Raw genomic sequence first — 24,647 nt, forward strand, 5'->3', positions numbered from 1 at the left:
CCGGCCCCGGCCGGAGACACGACGCGAGGCGCAGCCCGGCACGGGCTGCGCCTTTCCGTATGAGCGGGGACAATCGGCGGGTGGACGCCTCGCCTTCTCCCGCCGCAGCCCCGCCCCCCGACCCCGGGGCGGCCCGCCCGACCCCGCAGCCGGGCCCCGGGCCGCATTCCGTCCCGCAGGGCCCGGCCCCGCAGTCCGCCCAGCAGGGTCCCGGGCCGCATTCCGTCCCGCACCCCCCGTACGCGACCGGGCCCCCGCCGCACGCCCCCGGCGGCCCCGCCCGGCCACCCGCCGTGCCCGCCTCGCGCCTGCGGCGCTTCGCCACACCCGTGGGCATCCTGGCCGTCGTCGTCGCCGCGTTCGGTTACGTCGCCACGGTCGACCCCAATGAACCCGGTCACTACCCGGTCTGCCCGCTGCTGGGGCTCACCGGGCTGTACTGTCCGGGCTGCGGCGGGCTCCGCAGCGCCCACGCCTTCGCCCACGGCGACATCGGCGCGGCGTTCGGCGCCAACGCCGTCGCCGTCGTCGGCTACTTCCTCTTCGCCGTCGTCTGGATGCTCTGGATGGTCAGGGCCGGCCGGGGGCAGCCCCTGCGGATCGGTCTGGCACCGGTCCACTGGTGGGGGATCGGCGCCGTTCTGCTGATCTTCTCCGTCGTCCGGAATCTGCCTTTCGGATCGGCGCTGGCACCATGAATGCCCAGGTAGTGGGACACAACCCAGCCGGATGCGAGCCCTTCGGCCTCCTGCGGATACCATCGGGATGGCTGATCCTGTTCCCTCATCATCGTTTCGGAAGGGGGCCGCTCGCGTGAGTGTGCTCGACGAGATCATCGACGGCGTACGCGCCGACCTCGCGGAGCGGCAGGCGCGCGTCAGCCTCGACGAGCTGAAGGAGCGCGCGGCCCGCGCCCCCCAGGCCAAGGACGGAGTCGCCGCCCTGCGCGGCGAGGGCGTCACCGTCATCTGCGAGGTCAAGCGCTCGTCCCCCTCCAAGGGGGCCCTTGCCGCGATCGCCGACCCGGCCGCGCTCGCCGCCGACTACGAGGCGGGCGGTGCGTCCGTCATCTCGGTCCTCACCGAGGAGCGCCGCTTCGGCGGTTCGCTCGCCGACCTGGAGGCCGTCCGCGCCAAGGTCGACATCCCGGTCCTGCGCAAGGACTTCATCGTCACCTCCTACCAGCTGTGGGAGGCCCGCGCCTACGGCGCCGACCTCGCCCTGCTGATCGTCGCCGCCCTCGACCAGGAGGCCCTGGTCTCGCTCATCGAGCGTGCCGAATCGATCGGCCTGACGCCGATCGTCGAGGCGCACGACGAGGAGGAGGCCGAGCGTGCCGTGGACGCCGGAGCCAGGATCATCGGCGTCAACGCGCGCAACCTGAAGGACCTCAAGGTCGACCGCTCCACCTTCGAGCGCGTCGCCCCCGAGATCCCGGACCACATCGTCAAGGTCGCCGAGTCCGGCGTCCGCGGCCCGCACGACCTCATCGCCTACGCCAACGCGGGCGCGGACGCCGTGCTCGTCGGCGAGTCCCTGGTCACCGGCCGCGACCCGCGCGCCGCCGTCGCCGATCTGGTCGCCGCGGGCGCCCACCCGGCACTCCGGCACGGACGGGGCTGACCCGGCCCATGTCCGCCGACCGCCCCGTGTCCCGCATCCGGCCGGGCCTGCCCGCCGCTGCGAGCGCCCGGGACCCGCACGCCCCGCTGGCGCGCGGCTGCCGTCCCCGTGGCTGCCGCGCCCCCGCGCGGCGCGTCCACGGCCGGCGGGTGCGGTATGTGATCGGTGACGAGCCCGGCCAGGTCAACGGCATGCGATGGCGCACGGGGTCCGCGCTGTAGCGAGCCCCGGCCGACGTACCCGCACCACCCCACTCGTACGTACGACCGCACCGCCCCGACCGCCCGCCGGTCGCGGTGGCGCTCCGCTCACGGCGCATACGGTGAATCCACCCGTTGCCATGCCAAGGAGCACGTCGGATGTCCTCTGACTTCTTCATTCCGGACCCCGAGGGTCTGACCCCCAGCGCCGAGGGCTACTTCGGTGACTACGGCGGCAAGTTCATCCCGGAGGCGCTCGTCGCCGCCGTGGACGAGGTCGCCGTCGAGTACGACAAGGCGAAGGCCGACCCGGCCTTCGCCGCCGAGCTCAACGAGCTCATGGTCCATTACACGGGCCGCCCCAGCGCGCTGACCGAGGTCCCGCGCTTCGCCGAGCACGCGGGCGGGGCCCGGGTCTTCCTCAAGCGCGAGGACCTGAACCACACCGGCTCGCACAAGATCAACAACGTGCTGGGCCAGGCGCTGCTCACCAAGCGGATGGGCAAGACCCGCGTCATCGCCGAGACCGGCGCGGGCCAGCACGGCGTCGCCACCGCGACCGCCTGCGCCCTGTTCGGCCTCGAATGCACCATCTACATGGGCGAGATCGACACCGAGCGGCAGGCGCTGAACGTGGCGCGGATGCGGATGCTCGGCGCCGAGGTCATCGCCGTGAAGTCCGGCTCGCGCACCCTCAAGGACGCCATCAACGAGGCGTTCCGCGACTGGGTCGCCAATGTGGACCGCACGCACTACCTCTTCGGCACGGTCGCGGGCCCGCACCCGTTCCCGGCGATGGTCCGCGACTTCCACCGGGTGATCGGCGTCGAGGCCCGCCGCCAGATCCTGGAGCGGGCCGGCCGGCTGCCGGACGCCGCGGTCGCCTGCGTCGGCGGCGGCTCCAACGCCATCGGGCTCTTCCACGCCTTCATCCCGGACGCGGACGTCCGTCTGATCGGCTGCGAACCCGCCGGACACGGTGTGGAGACCGGCGAGCACGCGGCCACCCTGACCGCGGGCGAGCCCGGCATCCTGCACGGTTCCCGCTCCTACGTCCTCCAGGACGACGAGGGCCAGATCACCGAGCCGTACTCCATCTCGGCGGGGCTGGACTACCCGGGCATCGGCCCGGAGCACTCCTACCTCAAGGACATCGGCCGCGGCGAGTACCGCGCGGTCACCGACGACGCCGCCATGCAGGCCCTGCTGCTCCTGTCCCGTACCGAGGGCATCATCCCGGCCATCGAGAGCGCGCACGCGCTGGCCGGCGCGCTGGAGGTCGGACAGGAACTGGGCAAGGACGGGCTGATCCTGATCAACCTCTCCGGCCGCGGCGACAAGGACATGGACACGGCGGCCCGCTACTTCGGCCTGTACGACGGGGGTGCCAAGTGAGCACGCACAGCGGAAACACGGACCTGCTGAGCTCGATGCTGGCGAAGGCCAAGGGGGAGGACCGGGCGGCGCTGATCGCGTATCTCCCGGCCGGCTTCCCGACCGTCGACGGCGGCATCGAGGCCGTGAAGGCGGTCGTCGCGGGCGGCGCGGACATCGTCGAGGTGGGGCTGCCGCACAGCGACCCGGTGCTCGACGGACCGGTCATCCAGACCGCCGACGACATCGCCCTGCGCGGCGGCGTCCGGATCGCCGACGTGATGCGTACGGTCCGCGAGGCGTACGAGGCGACCGGCGCCCCGATCCTGATCATGACGTACTGGAACCCCATCGACCGGTACGGCATCGAGCGCTTCACCGCCGAGCTGGCCGCGGCGGGCGGGGCCGGGTGCATCCTGCCCGACCTGCCGGTCCAGGAGTCCGCCGTCTGGCGTGAGCACGCCGACAAGCACGGCCTCGCGACCGTGTTCGTCGTCGCGCCCAGCAGCCAGGACGCCCGGCTTGCCACCATCACGGCGGCGGGCTCTGGCTTCGTGTACGCCGCCTCGCTCATGGGCGTCACCGGCACCCGCGAGTCGGTCGGCGACGAGGCCCAGAACCTGGTGCGCCGCACCCGCGCCACCACCGACCTCCCCGTCTGCGTCGGCCTCGGCGTCTCCAACGCCGAGCAGGCCGCCGAGGTCGCGGGCTTCGCCGACGGAGTGATCGTCGGCTCGGCCTTCGTCAAGGGCATGCTGGACGCCCCCGACGAGGCGGCCGGTCTCGCCGCCGTCCGCGCCCTGGCGGGCGAACTGGCCGAAGGTGTTCGAAAGCGCTGATATCAGGCGTCACCCAAATGGGTGGAACTGGGACCGGGGAGGCGCGTACGTGCCTCCCCGGTTCGTTGCTGCGGGTGTGAGCGAGAACCGTGAGGGAAACAGAGCCGCGCGTGAGCGCCTTGCCCAGCAGCGCGAGCGGGACAAGGCGCGCGAGCGCCGTCGGCGCACACTGATCGTCTCGGCCGCCGTGGTCGGCGTGCTGGCCCTGGCGGCCGTGGCCGGACTGATCGCCGCCAACGCGGGCGACGACGACAGCGGTGGCAACGGGGCGGGCCCCGCCGTCGCCCCCTCGGGCGCCACCGGCAAGGACGCGCTCACCATCCCGGTCGGAGCGACCGACGCCCCGTCCACGCTCACGATCTGGGAGGACTTCCGCTGCCCGGTCTGCGCCCAGTTCGAGAACGCCTTCCGGGACACGATCGCGGAGCTGGCGGACAGCGGCCGGATCAAGGTGGAGTACCACCTCGCCACGATCATCGACGGCAATCTCGGCGGTGACGGCTCGCTGCGCGCCGCCAACGCGGCCGCCTGCGCCCAGGACGTCGGCAAGTTCCCCGCGTACCACGACGTCCTCTACAGCAATCAGCCCGCCGAGTCCGATGACGCCTTCGGCAGGAACAGCAAGCTGATCGAGCTGGCGGGCAAGGTCGAGGGTCTCGACACGCCCGGCTTCCGCAGCTGTGTGGAGAGCGGCAAGCACGACAGCTGGGTCACCAAGTCCGACACGGCGTTCCGCAACGGCGGGTTCCAGGGCACACCGACCGCACTGCTCAACGGGGTGTCCATCTTCCCGAAGAAGGGCGACGAGCAGATCTCCGCAGCGAACCTCAAGAAGTGGGTCGCCGAGGCCAACAAGGGCAAGAAGCCGGGCACGGCCACTCCGGCCCCTTCGGGGTCCTGACGGGGGTGCGGGACGGGCTTCCGGTGGACGCCTCGTTACCCAGACGTTGCCGGGTGGCTTGCCGTACGTGCCACCCGGCAGGGTAGCGTCGACCCCGTCATGAACCTTGCCTTCATTCCCAGCCCGTCGACCGGCGTGATCGATCTCGGCCCGATCCCGCTCCGCGGCTACGCGTTCTGCATCATCATCGGTGTCTTTGTCGCCGTCTGGTTCGGCAACAAGCGCTGGATCGCCCGGGGCGGCAGAGCCGGCACCGTCGCCGACATCGCTGTGTGGGCCGTGCCCTTCGGCCTCGTCGGCGGCCGGCTCTACCACGTGATCACCGACTATCAGCTGTACTTCAGCGACGGTGAGAACTGGGTGGACGCCTTCAAGATCTGGGAAGGCGGCCTCGGTATCTGGGGCGCGATCGCGCTCGGCGCGGTCGGCGCCTGGATCGGCTGCCGCCGGCGCGGCATCCCGCTGCCCGCCTGGGCCGACGCCCTGGCCCCCGGTATCGCCTTCGCCCAGGCCATCGGCCGCTGGGGCAACTGGTTCAACCAGGAGCTGTACGGCAAGCCGACCGACCTCCCGTGGGCGCTGAAGATCAGCGAGGGCCCGAACCGGGTCGCGGGCACCTACCACCCGACGTTCCTGTACGAGTCGCTGTGGTGCATCGGTGTCGCGCTGCTGGTGATCTGGGCCGACCGCCGCTTCAAGCTCGGCCACGGCCGGGCGTTCGCGCTGTACGTCGCGGCGTACTGCACGGGCCGCGCCTGGATCGAGTACATGCGGGTCGACGAGGCCCACCACGTGCTCGGCCTGCGCCTCAACGTCTGGACCGCGATCATCGTGTTCGTCCTCGCCGTCACGTACATCGTGATCTCGGCGAAGGTACGCCCCGGACGCGAGGCGGTCGTGGAGCCCGCCGCGGCCGACCCGGAGACGAAGGATGCCGAGCCCGAGGCGAAGGACGGCGACTCCGAAGCCGACGCCGAGCCCACGGCCGACTCCGGTGCTGACGCCACCGGCGTGACCGACGACGCGGACAAGGGCGACGCGGACAAGGACAGCGCGGACAAGGACGACGCCGGGAAGGACAGCGCGGACAAGAACCGGCTGGAGAAGAACGGCGCCCCCGAGGCGGCCGAGAAGATCTGACCGTGTGTCCCGGGGGCACCCCCGGACTCCTCAGTCGCCGGACAGGCTGGTAGCTCCAGCCGGTCCGGCGTTCTGCTGTCCGAGCGCCAGTGTTCCGAGCGCCAGTGTTCTGCGCGCGGAGGCCACCACCGCCGCGTCCACGAACCGCCCGTCCGGCAGCGCCAGCGCACCCGCGTCCACCGACGAGGCGGCCACGATCTGCTCGGCCGCCTCGATCTCCTGGGCCGTGGGCCGGAAGGCCCGCTCGATCACCGCCAGTTGCCGGGGGTGGATCGCCGCCCGGCCGAGCATCCCCAGCGCCCGCCCCCGCCCGCAGGACGTCCACAGCCCGTCCAGGTCCCGGACGTCCGGGAACACCGACTGGGCGGGCGGCGGCAGACCTGCCGCCCTCGCGGCGACCACGGTCCGGCTGCGCGGCCAGTCCAGCCCGGCGTCCTCCCGTACCCCCAGATCGGCCCGGAGGTCCGCCTCACCGAGCGCGATGCCCCGCACGTCCGGATGGGCCGTCGCGATCGAGTAGGCGTGCTCGATCGCGAGCGCCGATTCGAGCAGGGGATACAGCGGCACCCCGGGGGCCACCGCCGCCACATGGTGCACGGACACCGCATGGGTGATCTTGGGCAGCCGGAACCCGGAGAGCCCCGGCAGCCCGGCCAGCGCCCGTACGTCGTCCTCGCCGTGCACCCGGACATGGACCGGCACCGTGCCCGGCGCCGTGGTGACCGGGTCGGCCAGGAGCTCGGCGGTGGCCGCCCGCGCGTACTCCTTGCGGTCCGGTGCGACCGCGTCCTCCAGATCGACGATCACCACGTCCGCGCCCGAGCCGAGCGCCTTGCGCACCACCTCCGGCCGGTCCCCGGGAACGTACAGCCAGGTCAGGGGAACGAACAGGGGGGTCATAGGGCTCCCTGCGCCCGCAGCGCCGTGATCTCGGGAGCCGACAGGCCGAGGCCGGTGAGGATCTCCTCGCTGTCCGCCCCGTGCGGGCGGCCCGCCCAGCGGATCGCCCCCGGCGTCCCGGACAGCCGGAACAGGACGTTCTGCATCCGCAGCGGTCCCAGCTCCGGGTCGTCGACCTCGGTGATGGTGTCCAGCGCCCGGTACTGCGGATCCTCCATCACCTCCCGTACGTCATGGACCGGCGCGATGGCCGCCTCCGCCTTCTCGAACGCGGTCAGGGCCTCCTCGCGGGTGTGCCGGGCGATCCAGTTGCCGACCGCTTCGTCCAGCTCCTCGGTGTGCTCGGCGCGGGTGGTGCCCGCCGTGAACCATGGCTCGTCGATCAGCTCCGGGCGGCCGACCAGCCGCATGACGCGCTCGGCCACCGACTGCGCGGAGGTGGAGACGGCGACCCAGTGGCCGTCGCGGGTGCGGTAGGTGTTGCGCGGGGCGTTGTTGCGCGAGCGGTTGCCGGTGCGCGGCTGGACGTAGCCGAGCTGGTCGTACCAGAGGGGCTGCGGGCCCAGCACCGTCAGGATCGGCTCGATGATCGCCATGTCGACCACCTGGCCCCCGCCGGTGGCGTCGCGCCCGGCGAGCGCGGCCATCACCGCGTACGCGGTGGCGAGCGCCGCGATCGAGTCGGCGAGTCCGAACGGCGGCAGCGTCGGCGGTCCGTCCGGCTCCCCGGTGATCGCGGCGAAACCGCTCATCGCCTCGGCGAGGGTGCCGAAGCCGGGGCGGTGCGCGTAGGGGCCGAACTGGCCGAAGCCGGTGACCCGGGCCAGTACGAGACGCGGGTTCACGGCCCGCAGCTCCTTCCAGCCGAGGCCCCAGCGCTCCAGCGTCCCCGGCCGGAAGTTCTCGATGATCACATCGGTGCCGGCGGCCAGCCGCAGCAGGACGTCGTGGCCGCCGGGGGAGGACAGGTCGAGCGTCAGATTGCGCTTGTTGCGGCCGAGCAGCTTCCACCACAGGCCGACGCCGTCCTTGGCGGGGCCGTGCCCGCGCGAGGGGTCGGGTCTGCGCGGGTGCTCGACCTTGATGACGTCGGCACCGAAGTCGCCGAGCATCGTGGCCGCGAGCGGTCCGGCGAAGAGCGTGGCGAGGTCGATGACCTTCAGTCCGGTCAGGGGGCCTTGGGCAGGGTGCTTCATGAGGCATCGATCTCGCTTCGGTACGGCATGGACGTGGAGGCGCCGGGCCGCTGTACGCACAGGGCGGCGGCCGAGGACGCCCAGACCAGCGCCTCGGGGACCGCGCGGCCCTCGCCGAGCGCCACCGCGAGCGTGCCGACGAACGTGTCCCCGGCGCCGGTCGTGTCGACGGCGGTGACCTCGGGGGCGGGGAAGAGGACCGGCCCGCCGCCCCGGGCCGCGTACAGGCTGCCCTTCGCACCGAGCGTGATGACGACCTCCGGGACCTGGTGGAGCAGCAGTTCGGCGGCGGCGTACGGATCGGCGCTGCCGCTCAGCGCGGCCGCCTCGTGCTCATTGGGGATCAACAGGTCGACACAGTCGAGGAGTTCGTCGTCCAGCGGCTGTACGGGCGAGGGGGTGAGGATCGTCCGTACGCCCTGGACATGGGCGGCGCGGGCCCCCTCCAGCACGGCCGACAGCGGGAGTTCGAGCTGGAGGAGCAGCAGATCGGCGGAGGCGATCGCGGTGATCTCTCCGGGGCCGAGCGCGGTGACGGTGCCGTTGGCGCCGGGGATCACCACGATCGCGTTGGACCCGGCGTCGTCCACGACGATGTGCGCGGTGCCGCTGGGGCCGTCGACGGTGTGCAGGAACTCGGTGTCCACCCCGGAGCCGGACAGGTTGGCGCGGAGCAGATCGCCGTACACGTCGGCGCCGACCGCTCCGATCATCACCACGTCCCCGCCCGCGCGGGCGGCGGCGACTGCCTGGTTGGCGCCCTTGCCGCCGGGGATCGTCCGGAACTCCCGTCCGGTGACGGTCTCGCCCCGCTCGGGTGCCCTGGCGACGTAGGCGACGAGATCCATATTGGTGCTGCCGAGCACCGCGATACCGGTCATGGGCGCATTGCCTCCTGGTAGGTCAGTTCGGCGAGGGTGTCGAAGCCGGTCGCGTCGAAACCGGCGACGGATGTGGCGAGACGGTTCTTCAGCGGGGCGGTCCAGTGGTCGGGCAGCGCGGCGGGACGGCCCGCCAGCAGACCCGCGAGCGATCCGGCGGTGGCCCCGTTGGAGTCGGTGTCCCAGCCGCCGGACACCGCGCAGCCGATGGACCGGGTGAAGTCACCGTCGGCGTGGGTGAGGGCGGCGGCCAGCAGCGCCGCGTTGGGCAGCACATGGACCCAGTGGTACACGCCCGCGTACGCCGCGTGCAGCCGGTCCACCACCGTGTCGAAGTCCCGTTCCGCGCGGGCCGTCGCGATACCGAGGCGGACCGCGTGCGTGAACCGGGAACGCGGCGGCACCACCCGGAGCCCGGCCGCCAGGCACCCATGGACATCGCTCTCGCCACCTGCCGCCTCGGCGAGTGCGGCAGCGGTGAACATCGCCCCGTACACCCCGTTGGCGGTGTGCGTGAGGATCGCGTCCCGATGGGCCTGGGCGGCAGCGGCGGCCGGGTCGCCCGGATGCGTCCAGCCATGCGCGTCGGCCCGGATCTGCGCGCCGATCCACTCACGGAACGGGTTGCGGTGGCGGGCCGTGTCCGGCGGCTCGATGCCGTCCAGCAGATTGCGGTACGCGATGCGCTCGGCGGTGAAGACGCGGCCCGCCGGGAGTTCGGCGAGCCAGTGCCGGGCGAGGTCGGCCGTGGTGAAGGCGCGCCCATGACTGCGGAGCAACAGCACAGTGAGCAAAGGGTAGTTGAGGTCGTCGTCCTCGGGCATGCCGTCGATGTTCTCGGCCAGCGAGGTGGGTGCGGAGCGCCGGTTCCAGGGGTGACGCTCCAGCAGCGCGGCGGGCACGCCCCTGGCGGTGAACCAGGTGGTGAGCGGCCAGTTGCCGACCGCGCGGGCCAGGTCGCGGATGCCGGTCAGCTCCAGCTTCTCGACGGGCTTGCCGAGCAGACAGCCCGCGGCCCGGCCGAGCCAGGCGGCGTGCAGCCGGTCCCGGTCGACGGGCGGCCGGTCGGTGCGGAGCGCCGGCCAGCGCGGGCAGGCCGCCCGGATCGCCTCCAGGTCCGTCGGCTCGTCATCCGCCAACGGGGATTCCCGCAGGGCGAGTTCATCCAGGAGCCGCTCGGCCAGCGCGCGCAGCCGGGGCGGTGCGGGCGGCTCGGACGCCCCGGCGCGGTCCGGGGCGGGGGTGCCCCCGGCCCCGTACCAGCGCCGCTCGATGTCCCGCGCGTCCCGGCCGTCCTGCGCCGCCTGCCGCAGCTCATGTCCGACCAGATCCTCGGGCTGCACCCAGGTCAGCCGGACGTTCACCGCTCACCGGCCAGCGCGGCGAAGGCCGACTCGTGCGCCCGGCGGCGGGCCGTGTCCCGTACGAAGATCTCACGGGCCACCGCCGCCAGCTCCAGCGCCGGGGTGTGCAGATCGAGGCGGCTGGCCCCGGCGACCGTCGCCGCCCAGTCGGCGGGGATCGCCGACGCACCGTGCAGCGCGCCCGCGACGGCACCGCTCATGGTGGCGATCGAGTCGCAGTCGCGGCCGTAGTTGACGGAGCCGAGGACGGTACGGCGGTAGTCGCCGTCGCCGACGAGCAGTATGCCGAGCGCGATCGGCAGCTCTTCGATGGAGTGCAGCCGGGAGGGGCGGCGGGCGCCGAGCGAGGGGGCGCGGTAGTCCGGGCCGACCGTGTCGAAGGGGGCGACGGCGGCGCGCAGCGGAGCCAGCGCCGACTCGAAGTCGCTGTGGTCCACGGCCGCTTCGCAGACCGCCTCGATCGCGGACCGGGTCCCGTCCTTGGCCAGCGCCAGGGCGGTCTCGACGACGGAGACGGGGGTGGCGCCCGGCGAACAGGCGGCGGCGACGGCGGCGGCGAAGACCGCGGCGGCCTCCCGCCCGTACGAGGACTGATGGGCCCCCGCCACCTCCAGTGCCTCGGTGTACGCGGCCTCGGGATGGGCGGCGTTGACCAGGCCGACCGGCGCCATGTACATCGCCGCACCGCAGTTGACGATGTTTCCGCTGCCCGCCTCGCGCGGGTCGACATGGCCGTAGTGCAGCCGCGCGACGATCCACTTCTCGGCCAGGAAGATCCGCTGGACGGGCAGCGCCTCGGCCTCCAGCTCCGGGATCCAGCGAGGGCGGGAGATCAGGTCCGGTACGAGATGGTCGGCGATGTCGTACGCGTCGAGGTGGTCGCGGACCGTGCCGTAGACCCGTACCAGCGCATGTGTCATCAGGGTGTCGTCGGTGACGTGCCCGTCGCCCTTGTGGTACGGGGCGATGGGCCGGGCGGTGCGCCACTGTTCGCCGTGCCAGGGGCCGACGATGCCGCGCACCCGGCCGCCGTGCCGCTCGGTGATCTGTTCGGGGGTCCAGCCTTCGACGGGGCCGCCGAGGGCGTCGCCCACGGCGGCGCCGACGAGTGCGCCGGTGACGCGGTCATCGAGTGCGAGCGTGGGCAGTGAGGTCCGGAGAGCGGTTGTTGTGGGCGTCATGCCGGAATTGTCCACCCGCGGGGACCGGTTCCGTGTCTGCCAGCAGCCCGGCGAGTTCGATGAGATCCGTGCCCGCGAGGCGGGGCAGCGCACATCCGGCCAGGGTGCGGCAGGCATCGCGCCAGCCCGCCGGTACGGTGCCGATGCCGCCGAGCGCCCCGGTCAGCGCCCCGGCGAGGGCGGGCGCGGAGTCGGCGACCCGCGACAGGCAGGCCGCCGCCGGGACGGCCTGGGCGATCTCGCCGCGGGCCGCGGTGGTCAGTGCGAGGGCGACCGGCACGGTCTCGGCCGCCGCGATTCCGTAGCTGTAGACGTGGTCGACGATCTGGTGCTCCAGCACCGGGATCAGGGCGAAGGCCCCGTGCGGGTCGGCCGCGAAGGCGCGGGCGAGCCGCACGGCGTGCTCGGCGTTGCGGGCGATCTCGGTGCCCTCGGGGAGCTGGGCGAGCGCGGCGTTCACCACCGTCTCGACATCCGCTCCGGCCAGCGCCTCGGCGACGGCGGCGGCGATGGCGCGGGCGCCGTGCACCCCGTCGCCGTCCTGTGTGTACCGGGCATCGAATTCGGCGAGTTCGGCGGCGGCGGCCGGGTCACCGGGGTGGACGACGGCGAGCACGGCGGCCCGGACACAGGCGGCGTCGTCGAAGTAGTGCGGATTGTCGTGACCGGTGGCGGGCGGGCGGAGGCCGGCGGCGAGATTGCCGAGCCCGGCCCGCACCGAGATCCGGGCCCGCAGAGGGAGTACGGCGGCCTCGACCTCGGGCGCTCGGGCGCCGGCCGCGGCGACCTTCGCGGCCAGCGCGTTCCAGGACCGGTCCACCGCGTCGCGCATCCGGCGGCCGGGGGAGAGGCTGTCGGCCCGGTCGGCGGCGCCGGCCAGCACCGTACGGGCGGCGAACGCGGCCCACTCGGCATCGTCGGACGGACCGAGCCGGAGCGGCTCGGGCGGCTGGTTGAGGGCGATCGGGACCGGGAGCGTGGTGGTGGCGTTCAGCTCGGCGAAGGTGTCCAGCTCCCGGGTGAGCCGCCGCGTCCACTCGGGCATCCGGGCCGCCCGGTGCCGGGCGGCGGGCCACCCGGCGGCGTCCCCGGCCGCCAGCCCGAGCAGCAGCCCCTCGATCCGGTCCCGGCGGACGGCGGAGGCGGGTGGGTCCGCGGGCGGCCGGCCGGGGTCGGAGCCGGGGGCGCGGGAGGTCTGCGCGGCTGCGGTGAGGTGGTTCTTGCCGGGGTCGCCGGCGGTCAGGTTCCGGACAGGGTCCCGGGTGGTCCGTACGTCCGGGTCGTGGGCGGTCAGGTTCCGGTCACGGTCCGGGGCGGTCCGGACGTCCGCGGTGGGGTGGTCCCGGCCGGGGTGCGGGGCTGTGCCGGTGTGATGGACGGCCGGGCGTGAGGTGGTCATCGGCCCTCCTCCCGTACCGGCTCGAAGGACGCCGCCACGTACGCCATGTCACGCACCGTCTCCCTGGCGACCCCCGGCCCACGTCCCCCGCCCCGCTCCTCCGCGCCCTCCCTGTCCTCCCGCTGTTCCGGCTGCTCCGGTTCCTCCGGGGTCAGCAGCTCCGCGATGTCCAGGACGTGGTAGCCCCGCATCGACGGCAGGCAGCTGCCCCGGACCGGTCCGATCGCCGACGCCCAGTCGGGCGGAATCGCGCGCTCCCCCTTCAGCGCCCCCGCCAGCGCCCCCGCCACCGCCGCCGTCGTATCCGCGTCGCGGCCCATGTTGACGGCCGTCAGCACCGCCGTACGGAAGTCGCCGCGCGCCACCGTCAACGCGCCGAACGCCAGGCCCACCGCCTCCGGTGCGAGGTCCGTCCACGGGTATCCGCCGATCACGACGGAGGAACGCACCGCGCGTTCCATGGTGAGACGGTCCGGATAGGGGCGCTGCGCGGCGGCCACCGCGCGCCGCAGCGAACGGGCCGTCCAGGAGTCCATCGGCACGACCGACAGCGCGGCGGCGATCACGGAGGCGAGCCCCGCCCCCACCATCGCCGCGGCCACTCCGGCCGCCACCGCCTGGCCGCCGTAGATGCCCTCGCCGTCATGGCTGACCCGGCCGTCGATCGCGACCAGCCGCGCCGCCTCGGCCGGGCGGCCCGCGGCGAACACCCCGAACGGGGCCGCCCGCATCGCGAGACCGTCGCTCCAGGCGTGCCGGTGCTGCGCGGAGATCGGGGCCGCCAGCCCCCGGCGGAGGTTCTCCAGCGTGCCGCGCTCACTGAACCCGGCGCCGCGGAAGGGGCCCTCGTCGAGGTCGGCGATCCAGTGGTGCCAGGCCCGTTCCACATGCGAAACGGTGAGCGCCGCGCCGTGCCGGGCCAGCAGCAGCCCGGAGAAGATCGCGTACTCCGTGTCGTCCGTCCCCGCGGGGTCCTCGCTCACGAAGCCTTCGATCCGCCCCCAGCGGCGGCGGATCTCCGACGGCCGCAGATTCTCCGCGGGTGCGCCGAGCGCGTCCCCGACGGCGAGCCCCAGCAGCGCACCCCGGGCCCGGTCATTGCCTGCGATCGATTCCATCGCGTCGCCCTTCGTTCGTGCCGGGAGTTCCGGTTCCCGTCCCTGTCCGATCTGTCCCACGCGGAGCGAGCGGAAAGGCTGACAATCGCAATAAAAGGGCCAGTCGGATGACGGGCCAGGGGAGGTGAGCCTGGCCTTCCTTCCCTGGTCAGGGGCCTGGTAAGTACGGCCTGCCTTGCTGGCGGGCGGCCTTTTTCGTGCGTACTTTCGATGGTGTTGAGCGGGGGCGGAACGCAGGAAGCCCGCTTCCGGAGAAGGGGAGAACTGTGGCCATCATCGAGACCGAAGCCGTACTGCACGAGGCGCACCGGGACAATCACACCCACCGCGACGTCAACGGCGGCTGGCTGCGCCCCGCCGTCTTCGGTGCCATGGACGGCCTGGTCTCCAACCTCGCGCTGATGACCGGAGTCGCGGGCGGCGCCGTCTCCCACCAGACCCTCGTGATCACCGGTCTGGCGGGCCTGACCGCGGGCGCGTTCTCCATGGCGGCCGGTGAATACACCTCCGTCGCCTCGCAGCGTGAGCTCGTCGAGGCCGAACTCGACGTCGAGCGGCGGGAGTTGCGTAAGCACCCGCTGGACGAGATGGCGGAGCTCGCCGCGCTCTACGAGTCCCGCGGCGTCGATCCCGCGCTGGCCGCCGAGGTCGCCCGCCAGCTGTCCCGCGACCCCGAGCAGGCGCTGGAGATCCACGCCCGCGAGGAGCTCGGCATCGACCCGGGTGACCTGCCCTCGCCGCTCGTGGCCGCCGTGTCCTCGTTCGGCGCCTTCGCGCTGGGCGCCTTGCTGCCCGTCCTGCCGTACCTGCTCGGCGCGAGCGCGATGTGGCCCGCCGTGCTGCTCGCCCTGATCGGTCTCTTCGCCTGCGGCGCGGTGGTGGCCAGGGTGACGGCCCGCAGCTGGTGGTTCAGCGGGCTGCGCCAGCTCGCGCTGGGCGGGGCCGCGGCCGCGGTCACGTACGGTCTCGGCACGCTGTTCGGTGTGGCAGTCGGAGGCTGAGGCCCCGCCCCGGGCGAATTCAAGGGGTCTCGGCCGCTGTCCCCCCGGCCACTGATTCGGGCCCGATCGGGTCGGAAACGGGCCCGCGACCCGTGTGACGTACGTCTTGGCGTCCGCCACTGGGCGGATCGGGCCCGGCGGACGTAAAATGAGACTCTATGCATGGCTACACATAAGTAGCCATTACCCGGCGGTTTCGTTTCCGTTGCCGCCGGGCATGAGCCGTAGACACCGCAGGCAACGACGCCTGCTCTCTGCGGATCCCCGGGCGCCGATCCTCCGACTGCGACCCCGCCTCACTGTCACCGCAGTGTCCGTATGTTGGAACGAATGATCCGCTTCTTGAGAAGCGCCCCATCATGTAACCTGCACGAAATTTCGCAGAGGGCCAACGTCGTCCCTCGGCACTTGCATATGCCACGACGACGACGGGAGAGCCGATGCGTACTCACGCCTGGTCGCCCATGGACGGTCGCCCCGCCCAGCAGGGGATGTACGACCCCCGTAACGAGCACGACGCCTGTGGCGTCGGGTTCGTGGCCACTCTGACCGGTGTGGCCAGCCATGAGCTGGTCGAGCAGGCGCTGACCGTTCTGCGCAACCTCGAACACCGCGGTGCCACCGGATCCGAGCCCGACTCGGGCGACGGCGCCGGCATTCTGCTCCAGGTCCCGGACGCCTTCCTCCGCGAAGAGGCCGCCTTCGGCCTCCCCGATGCCGGCGCCTACGCCGTCGGCATCGCCTTCCTCCCCGCGGACGACTCCACCGAGGCCGTCGACGAGATCGAGAAGATCGCCCGCGAGGAGGGCCTGACGGTCCTCGGCTGGCGCGAGGTCCCGGTCGCCCCCGACCTCCTCGGCAACGGCGCCCGCGCCACCATGCCCGAGTTCCGCCAGATCTTCGTCGCGGACGGCGACGGCACGGCGACCGGCATCGTCCTGGACCGCAAGGCATTCGCCCTGCGCAAGCGTGCCGAGCGTGAGGCCGGGGTGTACTTCCCCTCGCTCTCCGCCCGCACGATCGTCTACAAGGGCATGCTCACCACCGGGCAGCTGGAGCCGTTCTTCCCGGACCTCTCCGACCGCCGCTTCGCGACCACGGTCGCACTGGTCCACTCCCGCTTCTCCACCAACACCTTCCCCAGCTGGCCGCTCGCCCACCCGTACCGCTTCGTCGCCCACAACGGCGAGATCAACACGGTCAAGGGCAACCGCAACTGGATGAAGGCCCGCGAGTCCCAGCTCGCCTCCAGCCTCTTCGGCCCCGCGCAGATCGACCGGATCTTCCCCGTCTGCACCCCGGACGCCTCCGACTCGGCCTCCTTCGACGAGGTCCTGGAGCTGCTCCACCTCGGCGGCCGTTCGCTGCCGCACTCGGTGCTGATGATGGTCCCCGAGGCATGGGAGAACCATGACTCCATGGACCCCGCCCGGCGCGCGTTCTACCAGTACCACGCCACGATGATGGAGCCCTGGGACGGCCCGGCCTGCGTCACCTTCACCGACGGCACCCAGGTCGGCGCGGTCCTGGACCGCAACGGTCTGCGCCCCGGCCGCTACTGGGTCACCGACGACGGCCTCGTCGTCCTCTCCTCCGAGGTCGGCGTCCTGGACATCGACCCCGCCAAGGTCGTCCGCAAGGGCCGCCTCCAGCCCGGCAAGATGTTCCTCGTCGACACGGCCGAGGGCCGCATCATCGAGGACGACGAGATCAAGGCGTCCCTCGCCGCCGAGCAGCCGTACCAGGAGTGGCTGGAGACCGGCGAGATCGAGCTCGGCGACCTCCCCGAGCGCGAGCACATCGTCCACACCCACGCCTCGGTCACCCGCCGCCAGCAGACCTTCGGCTACACCGAGGAAGAGCTCCGCGTCATCCTCGCGCCGATGGCCCGCACCGCGGGCGAGCCCCTCGGCTCCATGGGCACGGACTCGCCGATCGCCGCGCTCTCCGAGCGCCCCCGGCTGCTCTTCGACTACTTCACCCAGCTCTTCGCCCAGGTCACCAACCCGCCGCTGGACGCCATCCGCGAGGAGCTCGTCACCTCGCTGCTCTCCTCCCTCGGCCCCCAGGGCAACATCCTGGAGCCGACCGCCGCGACCTGCCGCAGCGTCACGCTGCCCTTCCCGGTGATCGACAACGACGAGCTGGCCAAGCTCGTCCACATCAACGCCGACGGCGACATGCCGGGCATGAAGGCCGCCACGCTCTCCGGCCTCTACCGGGTCGGCGGCGGCGGCGACGCGCTGGCCGCCCGGATCGAGGAGATCTGTACGGAGGTCGACGCCGCCATAGAGGACGGCGCCCGCCTGGTCGTCCTGTCCGACCGGCACTCCGACGCCGAGCACGCGCCGATCCCCTCGCTGCTGCTCACCTCGGCCGTCCACCACCACCTCATCCGTACCAAGCAGCGCACCCAGGTGGGTCTGCTGGTCGAGGCCGGAGACGTCCGCGAGGTCCACCACGTCGCGCTGCTGATCGGCTACGGCGCCGCCGCGGTCAACCCGTACCTGGCGATGGAGTCCGTCGAGGACCTGGTCCGCGCCGGCACGTTCATCGACGGCATCGAGGCCGAACAGGCCATCCGCAACCTGATCTACGCGCTCGGCAAGGGCGTCCTGAAGGTCATGTCCAAGATGGGCATCTCCACCGTCGCCTCCTACCGCGGCGCCCAGGTCTTCGAGGCCGTCGGCCTGGACGAGGCCTTCGTCGCGACGTACTTCAACGGCACCGCCACCAAGATCGGCGGCGCCGGACTCGACGTCATCGCCAAGGAGGTCGCCGCCCGGCACACCAAGGCGTACCCCGCCTCCGGCATCGCGGCCTCGCACCGCGCCCTGGAGATCGGCGGCGAGTACCAGTGGCGCCGCGAGGGCGAACCGCACCTGTTCGACCCGGAGACGGTCTTCCGCCTCCAGCACGCCACCCGCAACCGGCGCTACGACATCTTCAAGAAGTACACGGGCCGGGTGAACGAGCAGTCCGAGCGCCTCATGACGCTCCGCGGCCTGTTCGGCTTCACCCCGGACCGCGAGCCCGTCGCCATCGACGAGGTCGAGTCCGTCGCCGACATCGTCAAGCGCTTCTCCACCGGCGCCATGTCCTACGGCTCGATCTCCCGCGAGGCGCACGAGACCCTTGCCATCGCCATGAACCAGCTGGGCGGCAAGTCCAACACCGGTGAGGGCGGCGAGGACGCCGACCGTCTCTACGACCCGGCGCGCCGCTCGTCCATCAAGCAGGTCGCCTCCGGCCGCTTCGGTGTGACCAGCGAATACCTGGTCAACGCGGACGACATCCAGATCAAGATGGCGCAGGGCGCCAAGCCCGGCGAGGGCGGCCAGCTGCCCGGCCACAAGGTCTACCCGTGGGTCGCCAAGACCCGGCACTCCACCCCGGGCGTCGGCCTGATCTCCCCGCCGCCGCACCACGACATCTACTCCATCGAGGACCTGGCCCAGCTGATCCACGACCTCAAGAACGCCAACCCGGCGGCCCGCATCCATGTGAAGCTGGTCTCCGAGGTCGGCGTCGGCACGGTCGCCGCGGGTGTCTCCAAGGCACACGCGGACGTCGTCCTCATCTCCGGCCACGACGGCGGAACCGGCGCCTCCCCGCTGACGAGCCTCAAGCACGCGGGCGGCCCCTGGGAGCTCGGCCTCGCCGAGACCCAGCAGACCCTGCTCCTCAACGGACTGCGCGACCGCATCGTCGTCCAGACCGACGGCCAGCTCAAGACCGGCCGCGACGTCGTCATCGCCGCACTGCTGGGCGCCGAGGAGTTCGGTTTCGCGACCGCGCCGCTCGTCGTCTCCGGCTGCGTCATGATGCGCGTCTGCCACCTCGACACCTGCCCGGTCGGCATCGCCACCCAGAACCCGGTCCTGCGCGACCGCTTCTCCGGCAAGGCCGAGTACATCGTGAACTTCTTCGAGTTCATCGCCGAAGAGGTCCGCGAGATCCTCGCCGAGCTCGGCTTCCGGACCGTCGAGGAGGCCGTCGGCCACGCCGAGCTGCTGGACACCGACCGGGCCGTCACCCACTGGAAGGCCCAGGGCCTGGACCTGGCCCCGCTCTTCCACGTCCCCGCGCTGCCCGACGGCGCCGTCCGCCACCAGGTCATCGAGCAGGACCACGGCCTGGCCAAGGCACTCGACAACGAGCTGATCAGGCTCGCCGCCGACGCGCTCGGCGCGGACACCGCCGAGACCGCCCAGCCCGTCCGGGCCCAGGTCGCGATCCGCAACATCAACCGGACCGTCGGCACCATGCTCGGCCACGAGGTCACCAAGAAGTTCGGCGGTGCGGGCCTGCCCGAGAACACCATCGACATCACCTTCACCGGCTCCGCGGGCCAGTCCTTCGGCGCCTTCGTGCCGAGCGGCGTGACGCTGCGCCTGGAGGGCGACGCCAACGACTACGTCGGCAAGGGTCTCTCCGGCGGTCGCGTCGTCGTCCGCCCGGACCGCGGCGCCGACCACCTCGCCGAGTACTCCACCATCGCGGGCAACACCATCGCCTACGGTGCGACCGGCGGCGAACTGTTCCTGCGCGGCCGGACCGGTGAGCGCTTCTGCGTCCGCAACTCCGGCGCCACGGTCGTCTCCGAAGGCGTGGGCGACCACGGCTGCGAGTACATGACCGGCGGTCACGCCGTCGTCCTCGGCGAGACCGGACGCAACTTCGCCGCCGGTATGTCGGGCGGTGTCGCGTACGTCATCGACCTGAACCGGGACAACGTCAACATCGGCAACCTCGGCGCGATCGAGGAGCTGACCGGCACCGACAGGCAGTGGCTGCACGACGTGGTGCGCCGCCACCAGGAGGAGACCGGCTCCACGGTCGCCGAGAAGCTGCTCGCCGAGTGGGACAGCGCCGACGGCGGTGTCTCCCGCTTCAGCAAGATCATCCCGTCCACCTACAAGGCAGTGCTCGCCGCCAAGGACGCCGCTGAGCTCGCCGGTCTCTCCGAGCAGGAGACCACCGAGAAGATGATGGAGGCGGCGACCCATGGCTGACCCCAAGGGCTTCCTGACCACCGGACGCGAGGTCGCCAGGACCCGCCCCGTCCAGGAGCGCGTCAAGGACTGGAACGAGGTCTACGTTCCGGGCTCGCTGCTCCCGATCATCAGCAAGCAGGCCGGCCGCTGCATGGACTGCGGCATCCCGTTCTGCCACAACGGCTGTCCCCTCGGAAACCTCATCCCCGAGTGGAACGACTACGCCTACCGCGAGGACTGGACCGCCGCGTCCGAGCGCCTGCACGCCACGAACAACTTCCCGGAGTTCACCGGGCGGCTGTGCCCGGCGCCCTGCGAGTCGGCGTGTGTCCTCGGCATCAACCAGCCGGCCGTCACCATCAAGAACGTCGAAGTCTCCATCATCGACAAGGCGTGGGACAGCGGCGACGTCACCCCGCAGCCGCCCGAGCGCCTCTCCGGCAAGACCGTCGCCGTCATCGGCTCCGGACCGGCCGGACTGGCCGCCGCCCAGCAGCTGACCCGCGCGGGTCACACGGTCGTCGTCTATGAGCGCGCGGACCGCATCGGGGGCCTGCTCCGGTACGGCATCCCCGAGTTCAAGATGGAGAAGTCGCACATCAACCGCCGCATCGAGCAGATGCGCGCGGAAGGCACCAAGTTCCGCACCGAGGTGGAGATCGGCACGGACATCGACGCCGCGAAGCTCCGCCGCCGGTACGACGCGGTCGTCATCGCCGCCGGTGCCACCGTCTCCCGCGACCTGCCCGTTCCGGGCCGCGAGCTGAACGGCGTGCACTTCGCCATGGAGTACCTCCCGCTCGCCAACAAGGTGCAGGAGGGCGACCTGACGGTCTCCCCGATCACCGCCGAGGGCAAGCATGTCGTCGTCATCGGCGGCGGCGACACCGGCGCCGACTGCGTGGGCACCGCCCATCGCCAGGGCGCGGCCTCGGTCACCCAGCTGGAGATCATGCCGAAGCCGGGCGAGGACCGTAACGCCAACCAGCCCTGGCCGACCTTCCCCATGCTCTACAAGGTCACCTCCGCGCACGAGGAGGGCGGCGAGCGGGTCTACTCCGTCTCCACCACCCACTTCGAGGGCTCCGAGCCCGAGGAGGGACAGACGGTCGGCGACGTCCAGGCCCTCCACCTGGTCGAGGTGGAGTTCAAGGGCGGTAAGCTGGAGCAGAAGCCCGGCACGGAGCGGCGTATCCCCGCCCAGCTCGTCACTCTCGCCATGGGCTTCACGGGCACCGACCAGGCCAACGGTCTGGTCCAGCAGTTCGGCCTCGAACTCGACGAGCGCGGCAATGTCGCCCGCGACGACGACTACGCGACCAACGTCGAAGGCGTCTATGTCGCCGGTGACGCGGGCCGCGGCCAGTCGCTCATCGTCTGGGCCATCGCCGAGGGCCGCTCCGCGGCACGAGGCGTGGACCGCTTCCTGACCGGGACCAGCGCACTGCCGGCCCCGATCCGCCCGACGGACCGGTCACTGCTGGTCTGACCCACATGGGAATCCCCTCCGGGGGAATCCCCCAAAAACGTCCCGTACAACGGCGTACGGAACTGAACGCGGCGCCTGCGCAGTCCCCGACCGGACCATGCGGGCGCCGTGGCGCGTCCGGGGGCGGACGGAGGCGGACGGGCCACGGCGGTGCGCGCAGGGGCGGTCGCCTCCGTGCCGGGACTACTGGACGTCGACCCCGTGCGGATGCGAGGCGTCCGCCGGGCAGACGAACACCCGGTAGGCGCCGTACCGTCCCACCGTGATCTGCGTCGGCTCACCGAGCAGCGGCACGGGAGGCAGCTCCGGATCGGTGGGCGACGGGTCCTCGTGCGGCCACCACCCGCCGCCGCCCCACTCGCTGGAGTCGACGGTGAGCATCAGCCGCAGCTCCCGTCCACAGTCGCAGGAGGGCCGCTGAAGGTCGGTCACGCTCCAGCCGTCCCAGCCCCCGGCCTTCCAGCCGGGCGCGAGGGAGAGGTCCTGCTGGTACGAAGGGGCCCCGGGCAGCTCCTGGGCGGGACCCTCCTCCCAGGTCCTGATCCGGGCCACGAGCGCGTCCGGCAGATCCTCGTGCCACGGGAAGTCGGTCACCTGCTCCGGGTGCAGCACACACGGTTCGGGGACGTAACCGTCGTCCTCCACGACCTCCGGCTCCGGCTGCCGCCCGGCGAGGACCTCGGTGACCCGGGCGGCCCGCCGCCAGATCAGCCGGAGCGCCGGGGCGCACCCGGTGCCCGGGTGGTCGTCGAAGGGGCACCACAGCACCTGGAGCAGATCGGAGCCACCGGGCGCGAACTCCGCCAGCGCGGGCACGTCGCGCACGAAGAACTGGGCGAGCGCCATCAGCGGTACTGGGGCGTCGTCGGGCAGCTCCGGCGGGTGGTGCCCCTCCACCATCGCGTCCAGCTCGGCCTCCTCGCCACCGACGTAGGTGAGACCGCCCGACGCCGGGCGCGGGCGCAGCCAGGCCGCCGCCAGGATCTCCCGGCGCCTTCGCACATCGGCGGGCCGGAGCCCGTGCGAGCGGGGGTGCGGCTCCCGGCAGACCGGCCACGGCTCCGACGCGGGCCACAGCAGCGGGCCGCCCACCGAACTCGACTCCGCCGTCGGCGTACCGGGGCGCGGATGCAGCCGCGTCGCGGTACGGGCGTAGGGGGCGATCTCCGGGAACAGCGCGGTGATGTCGACCGGGCGGGGCGGGGTCCTGCGGCTCACCGGACACCGCCGCTCACCGGCGCCGGGCCCGTCGGCACCGGGCTCGTACGGCCGTCCATCAGGCACCGCCGCCCGTCAGTGCCGCCGTCTTCAGCGCCACGGCCACGGCCAGCAGACAGAGCAGGACGAGCCCGCCGCCGAGCTGTACCGGGGAGGTCCGCAGCTTCGCCGGGGCGTACGCGAGCCCATAGGTCACCAGGGCTCCGGTCAGCAGCCCGCCCAAGTGCCCCTGCCACGAGGTGAACAGCGCCGAGATGACCATCCAGATCAGAAACCCGGCCATGAACCGGTTGACCGCCCGCATGTCCCGGCCGAGCCGCCTGTTGATGACGTAGAACGAGGCCGCGAGCCCGAAGACCGCCCCGGACGCGCCCACCGTCATGGTGTCGGGGGAGACCAGATAGACGAGCACCGAACCGCCCAGCGCGGAGAACAGATACAGCGCCAGATAGCGCGCCCGGCCCAACTGGCCCTCGACGACCCGGCCCAGGTTCCACAGTGCGAGCATGTTGAAGACCAGGTGCATCACACCGAACGAGGAGTCCGGGGGCAGATGCAGGAAGGCACCGGTCAGCAGCCGGTACCACTCGCCGTCCGCGATGCCGATCAGCTCGTACCCGGGGAACGTCTCGCCCTTGTAGTAGTACTGAGCGCCCTGCGGGTCCTCCAGCACGGCACCGAGCACGCCGAACCGGTCCACGAGCGCGGGCCTGGCCACCTCCGCGATGTAGGCGAGGACGTTCAGCGCCATCAGCACACAGGTCACGACGGGCTTCGCCGCCGTGGAGAGGGCACCGCCGAAGACCGTGCGGGCCGTCCGGACGGAACGCTGCCCCTCCTTCACACACTCCACGCAGTGATGGCCGACCGAAGCCTCCCGCATGCAGTCCGGGCAGATGTAGCGGTCGCAACGGGTGCAGCGCACATACGTCTCGTACGACGGATGGCGGTAACACGTGGTGGCGGCGGCCTCCATGACCGGCTCCTTCACTGCTGGCTGAGACGAACGAGCCGGTGGGGACGGCGGCGCTCAAGATAGCGAACGCGGCAGGTGGCGCCATGCCCGGGTCACCGTCGGCCCCCGGGCGGTGACCTGAGGGCTGTCCCGCCAGGGATGACGGGACAGCCCTTACCCTCAGGAGTCCGCGACGCGCGGACCGGAGACACAGGGAGACGACATGGCCGGTTCGCCGCACGTACTGAGGGCCGCCGGGCGCACGGCCGTGCCCTGGAGGAACGGCGGGGGAGTCACCCGCGAGATCGCCGCACACCCCGCGGGCGCGCCGATGGACGCCTTCGACTGGCGGGTCAGCCTGGCGGACGTCGACGCCGACGGGCCGTTCTCCGCGTTCGAGGGCGTCGACCGCACCCTGACGGTGGTCGAGGGCGCCGGGATGGACCTGATCGTGGACGGCGAACACCACATCGTCGACGAGCCGTACTGGCCCTACGACTTCCCCGGCGACCTGACGACGGAGGGCCTTCTGCTGGCCGGCCCCGTCGTGAACCTCAACGTGATGTACCGCAGGAGCCGTACGCGGGCGGAGACGGCGGTCGTCCGCGGCACCGTCCGGCTGCTTCCGCCGCACGGCGGCGCGGTACTGGCGCTCGCCCTGGACGGCGGGGCCGTGATCGACGGCACGGATGTCGCACTCGGCCGCTACGACGCGGTCCTGGCGACCGGCGGGTCACCGGGCGTCCTGCGGACGATGGGCGACGCGGTCGTGATCACCCTGTCGCCGGTGTGAACCTGCCGGGAACGGACGCGGGGTGCCGCTGGGGACGTCCGGGCAGCGTCGGAACGTCCATGGGGCGGCGTCCGCATG

The 24,647-nt window shown here is 72.3% G+C and carries 20 protein-coding genes; 11 read left to right on the plus strand and 9 right to left on the minus strand.

The genetic code is table 11. The features are described 5' to 3' along the window. Positions 1 to 80: 80 nt before the first annotated feature. The 7 genes from A6A29_RS44465 to lgt all read left to right on the plus strand — a co-directional run bounded on the left by A6A29_RS44465 (position 81) and on the right by lgt (position 6,077). Entirely contained in the window at positions 81 to 698 is a 618-nt protein-coding gene (locus tag A6A29_RS44465) for a DUF2752 domain-containing protein (protein WP_385729814.1), read from the plus strand. 115 nt (positions 699 to 813) lie between these two features. Then, a complete protein-coding gene (gene trpC / locus A6A29_RS31665) occupies positions 814 to 1,623 on the plus strand; it encodes an indole-3-glycerol phosphate synthase TrpC (RefSeq protein WP_073725349.1) in 810 nt (269 codons plus the stop codon). A gap of 8 nt (positions 1,624 to 1,631) precedes the next feature. After that, positions 1,632 to 1,844, plus strand: a complete 213-nt coding sequence (gene trpM / locus A6A29_RS31670; protein WP_073725351.1) for a tryptophan biosynthesis modulator TrpM — start codon at positions 1,632 to 1,634, stop codon at positions 1,842 to 1,844. A gap of 138 nt (positions 1,845 to 1,982) precedes the next feature. Then, positions 1,983 to 3,218: a tryptophan synthase subunit beta gene (trpB, locus tag A6A29_RS31675; protein ID WP_073725353.1), complete on the plus strand. Its 1,236-nt coding sequence runs from the start codon at positions 1,983 to 1,985 to the stop codon at positions 3,216 to 3,218. 35 nt (positions 3,219 to 3,253) lie between these two features. After that, positions 3,254 to 4,036 (plus strand): tryptophan synthase subunit alpha, encoded by a 783-nt coding sequence (gene trpA / locus A6A29_RS31680; RefSeq protein WP_073725507.1) that lies wholly within the window; start codon positions 3,254 to 3,256, stop codon positions 4,034 to 4,036. A gap of 76 nt (positions 4,037 to 4,112) precedes the next feature. Continuing rightward, positions 4,113 to 4,937 carry a DsbA family protein gene (locus A6A29_RS31685; protein ID WP_073725355.1) on the plus strand — a complete coding sequence of 275 codons (825 nt, stop codon included), beginning with the start codon at positions 4,113 to 4,115 and terminating at the stop codon, positions 4,935 to 4,937. A 99-nt stretch (positions 4,938 to 5,036) separates the two neighbouring features. Continuing rightward, a complete protein-coding gene (gene lgt / locus A6A29_RS31690) occupies positions 5,037 to 6,077 on the plus strand; it encodes a prolipoprotein diacylglyceryl transferase (RefSeq protein WP_073725357.1) in 1,041 nt (346 codons plus the stop codon). Between the two features lie 30 nt (positions 6,078 to 6,107). Here lgt and A6A29_RS31695 read toward each other — a convergent pair whose 3' ends face one another. The 7 genes from A6A29_RS31695 to A6A29_RS31725 are packed head-to-tail and all read right to left on the minus strand — an operon-like array spanning position 6,108 to position 14,116. Next, the gene (locus tag A6A29_RS31695; protein WP_073725359.1) at positions 6,108 to 6,977 is read right to left on the minus strand and encodes an HpcH/HpaI aldolase/citrate lyase family protein; all 870 of its coding nucleotides are present in this window, start codon (positions 6,975 to 6,977) and stop codon (positions 6,108 to 6,110) included. Continuing rightward, positions 6,974 to 8,173 carry a CaiB/BaiF CoA transferase family protein gene (locus tag A6A29_RS31700; RefSeq protein WP_073725361.1) on the minus strand — a complete coding sequence of 400 codons (1,200 nt, stop codon included), beginning with the start codon at positions 8,171 to 8,173 and terminating at the stop codon, positions 6,974 to 6,976. Before A6A29_RS31700 ends, A6A29_RS31695 begins: the two co-directional genes overlap by 4 nt. Continuing rightward, the gene (rbsK, locus tag A6A29_RS31705) at positions 8,170 to 9,054 is read right to left on the minus strand and encodes a ribokinase (protein ID WP_073725363.1); all 885 of its coding nucleotides are present in this window, start codon (positions 9,052 to 9,054) and stop codon (positions 8,170 to 8,172) included. The genes A6A29_RS31700 and rbsK overlap by 4 nt, the downstream gene beginning before the upstream one ends. Then, complete coding sequence (locus A6A29_RS31710; RefSeq protein WP_073725366.1) at positions 9,051 to 10,418, minus strand: ADP-ribosylglycohydrolase family protein; 1,368 nt, start codon at positions 10,416 to 10,418, stop codon at positions 9,051 to 9,053. Before A6A29_RS31710 ends, rbsK begins: the two co-directional genes overlap by 4 nt. Further along, positions 10,415 to 11,599: an ADP-ribosylglycohydrolase family protein gene (locus tag A6A29_RS31715; RefSeq protein WP_073725368.1), complete on the minus strand. Its 1,185-nt coding sequence runs from the start codon at positions 11,597 to 11,599 to the stop codon at positions 10,415 to 10,417. The genes A6A29_RS31710 and A6A29_RS31715 overlap by 4 nt, the downstream gene beginning before the upstream one ends. Further along, positions 11,544 to 12,998, minus strand: a complete 1,455-nt coding sequence (locus A6A29_RS31720; protein ID WP_241838733.1) for an ADP-ribosylglycohydrolase family protein — start codon at positions 12,996 to 12,998, stop codon at positions 11,544 to 11,546. The genes A6A29_RS31715 and A6A29_RS31720 overlap by 56 nt, the downstream gene beginning before the upstream one ends. Continuing rightward, on the minus strand, positions 12,995 to 14,116 hold the full coding sequence (locus A6A29_RS31725) for an ADP-ribosylglycohydrolase family protein (RefSeq protein ID WP_073725370.1): 1,122 nt from the start codon (positions 14,114 to 14,116) through the stop codon (positions 12,995 to 12,997). The genes A6A29_RS31720 and A6A29_RS31725 overlap by 4 nt, the downstream gene beginning before the upstream one ends. A gap of 266 nt (positions 14,117 to 14,382) precedes the next feature. On the opposite strand from A6A29_RS31725, the gene A6A29_RS31730 reads away from it, so the two are divergent. The 3 genes from A6A29_RS31730 to A6A29_RS31740 all read left to right on the plus strand — a co-directional run bounded on the left by A6A29_RS31730 (position 14,383) and on the right by A6A29_RS31740 (position 21,603). After that, complete coding sequence (locus A6A29_RS31730; protein WP_073725372.1) at positions 14,383 to 15,117, plus strand: VIT1/CCC1 transporter family protein; 735 nt, start codon at positions 14,383 to 14,385, stop codon at positions 15,115 to 15,117. Positions 15,118 to 15,557: 440 nt separating this feature from the next. Beyond that, the gene (gene gltB, locus A6A29_RS31735) at positions 15,558 to 20,132 is read left to right on the plus strand and encodes a glutamate synthase large subunit (RefSeq protein WP_073725374.1); all 4,575 of its coding nucleotides are present in this window, start codon (positions 15,558 to 15,560) and stop codon (positions 20,130 to 20,132) included. Further along, positions 20,125 to 21,603 carry a glutamate synthase subunit beta gene (locus A6A29_RS31740; RefSeq protein ID WP_073725376.1) on the plus strand — a complete coding sequence of 493 codons (1,479 nt, stop codon included), beginning with the start codon at positions 20,125 to 20,127 and terminating at the stop codon, positions 21,601 to 21,603. Before gltB ends, A6A29_RS31740 begins: the two co-directional genes overlap by 8 nt. A 183-nt stretch (positions 21,604 to 21,786) precedes the next feature. Here A6A29_RS31740 and A6A29_RS31745 read toward each other — a convergent pair whose 3' ends face one another. After that, complete coding sequence (locus tag A6A29_RS31745; protein ID WP_073725378.1) at positions 21,787 to 22,821, minus strand: hypothetical protein; 1,035 nt, start codon at positions 22,819 to 22,821, stop codon at positions 21,787 to 21,789. Between the two features lie 58 nt (positions 22,822 to 22,879). Then, positions 22,880 to 23,797 carry a rhomboid family intramembrane serine protease gene (locus A6A29_RS31750; RefSeq protein WP_073725380.1) on the minus strand — a complete coding sequence of 306 codons (918 nt, stop codon included), beginning with the start codon at positions 23,795 to 23,797 and terminating at the stop codon, positions 22,880 to 22,882. Between the two features lie 202 nt (positions 23,798 to 23,999). Here A6A29_RS31750 and A6A29_RS31755 point away from each other — a divergent pair, with 202 nt between their 5' ends. Further along, on the plus strand, positions 24,000 to 24,569 hold the full coding sequence (locus tag A6A29_RS31755; protein WP_073725382.1) for a HutD/Ves family protein: 570 nt from the start codon (positions 24,000 to 24,002) through the stop codon (positions 24,567 to 24,569). Positions 24,570 to 24,647 lie beyond the last annotated feature (78 nt).

It is taken from the genome of Streptomyces sp. TSRI0281, assembly GCF_001905125.1.
In the GTDB taxonomy this organism is placed as follows: domain Bacteria; phylum Actinomycetota; class Actinomycetes; order Streptomycetales; family Streptomycetaceae; genus Streptomyces.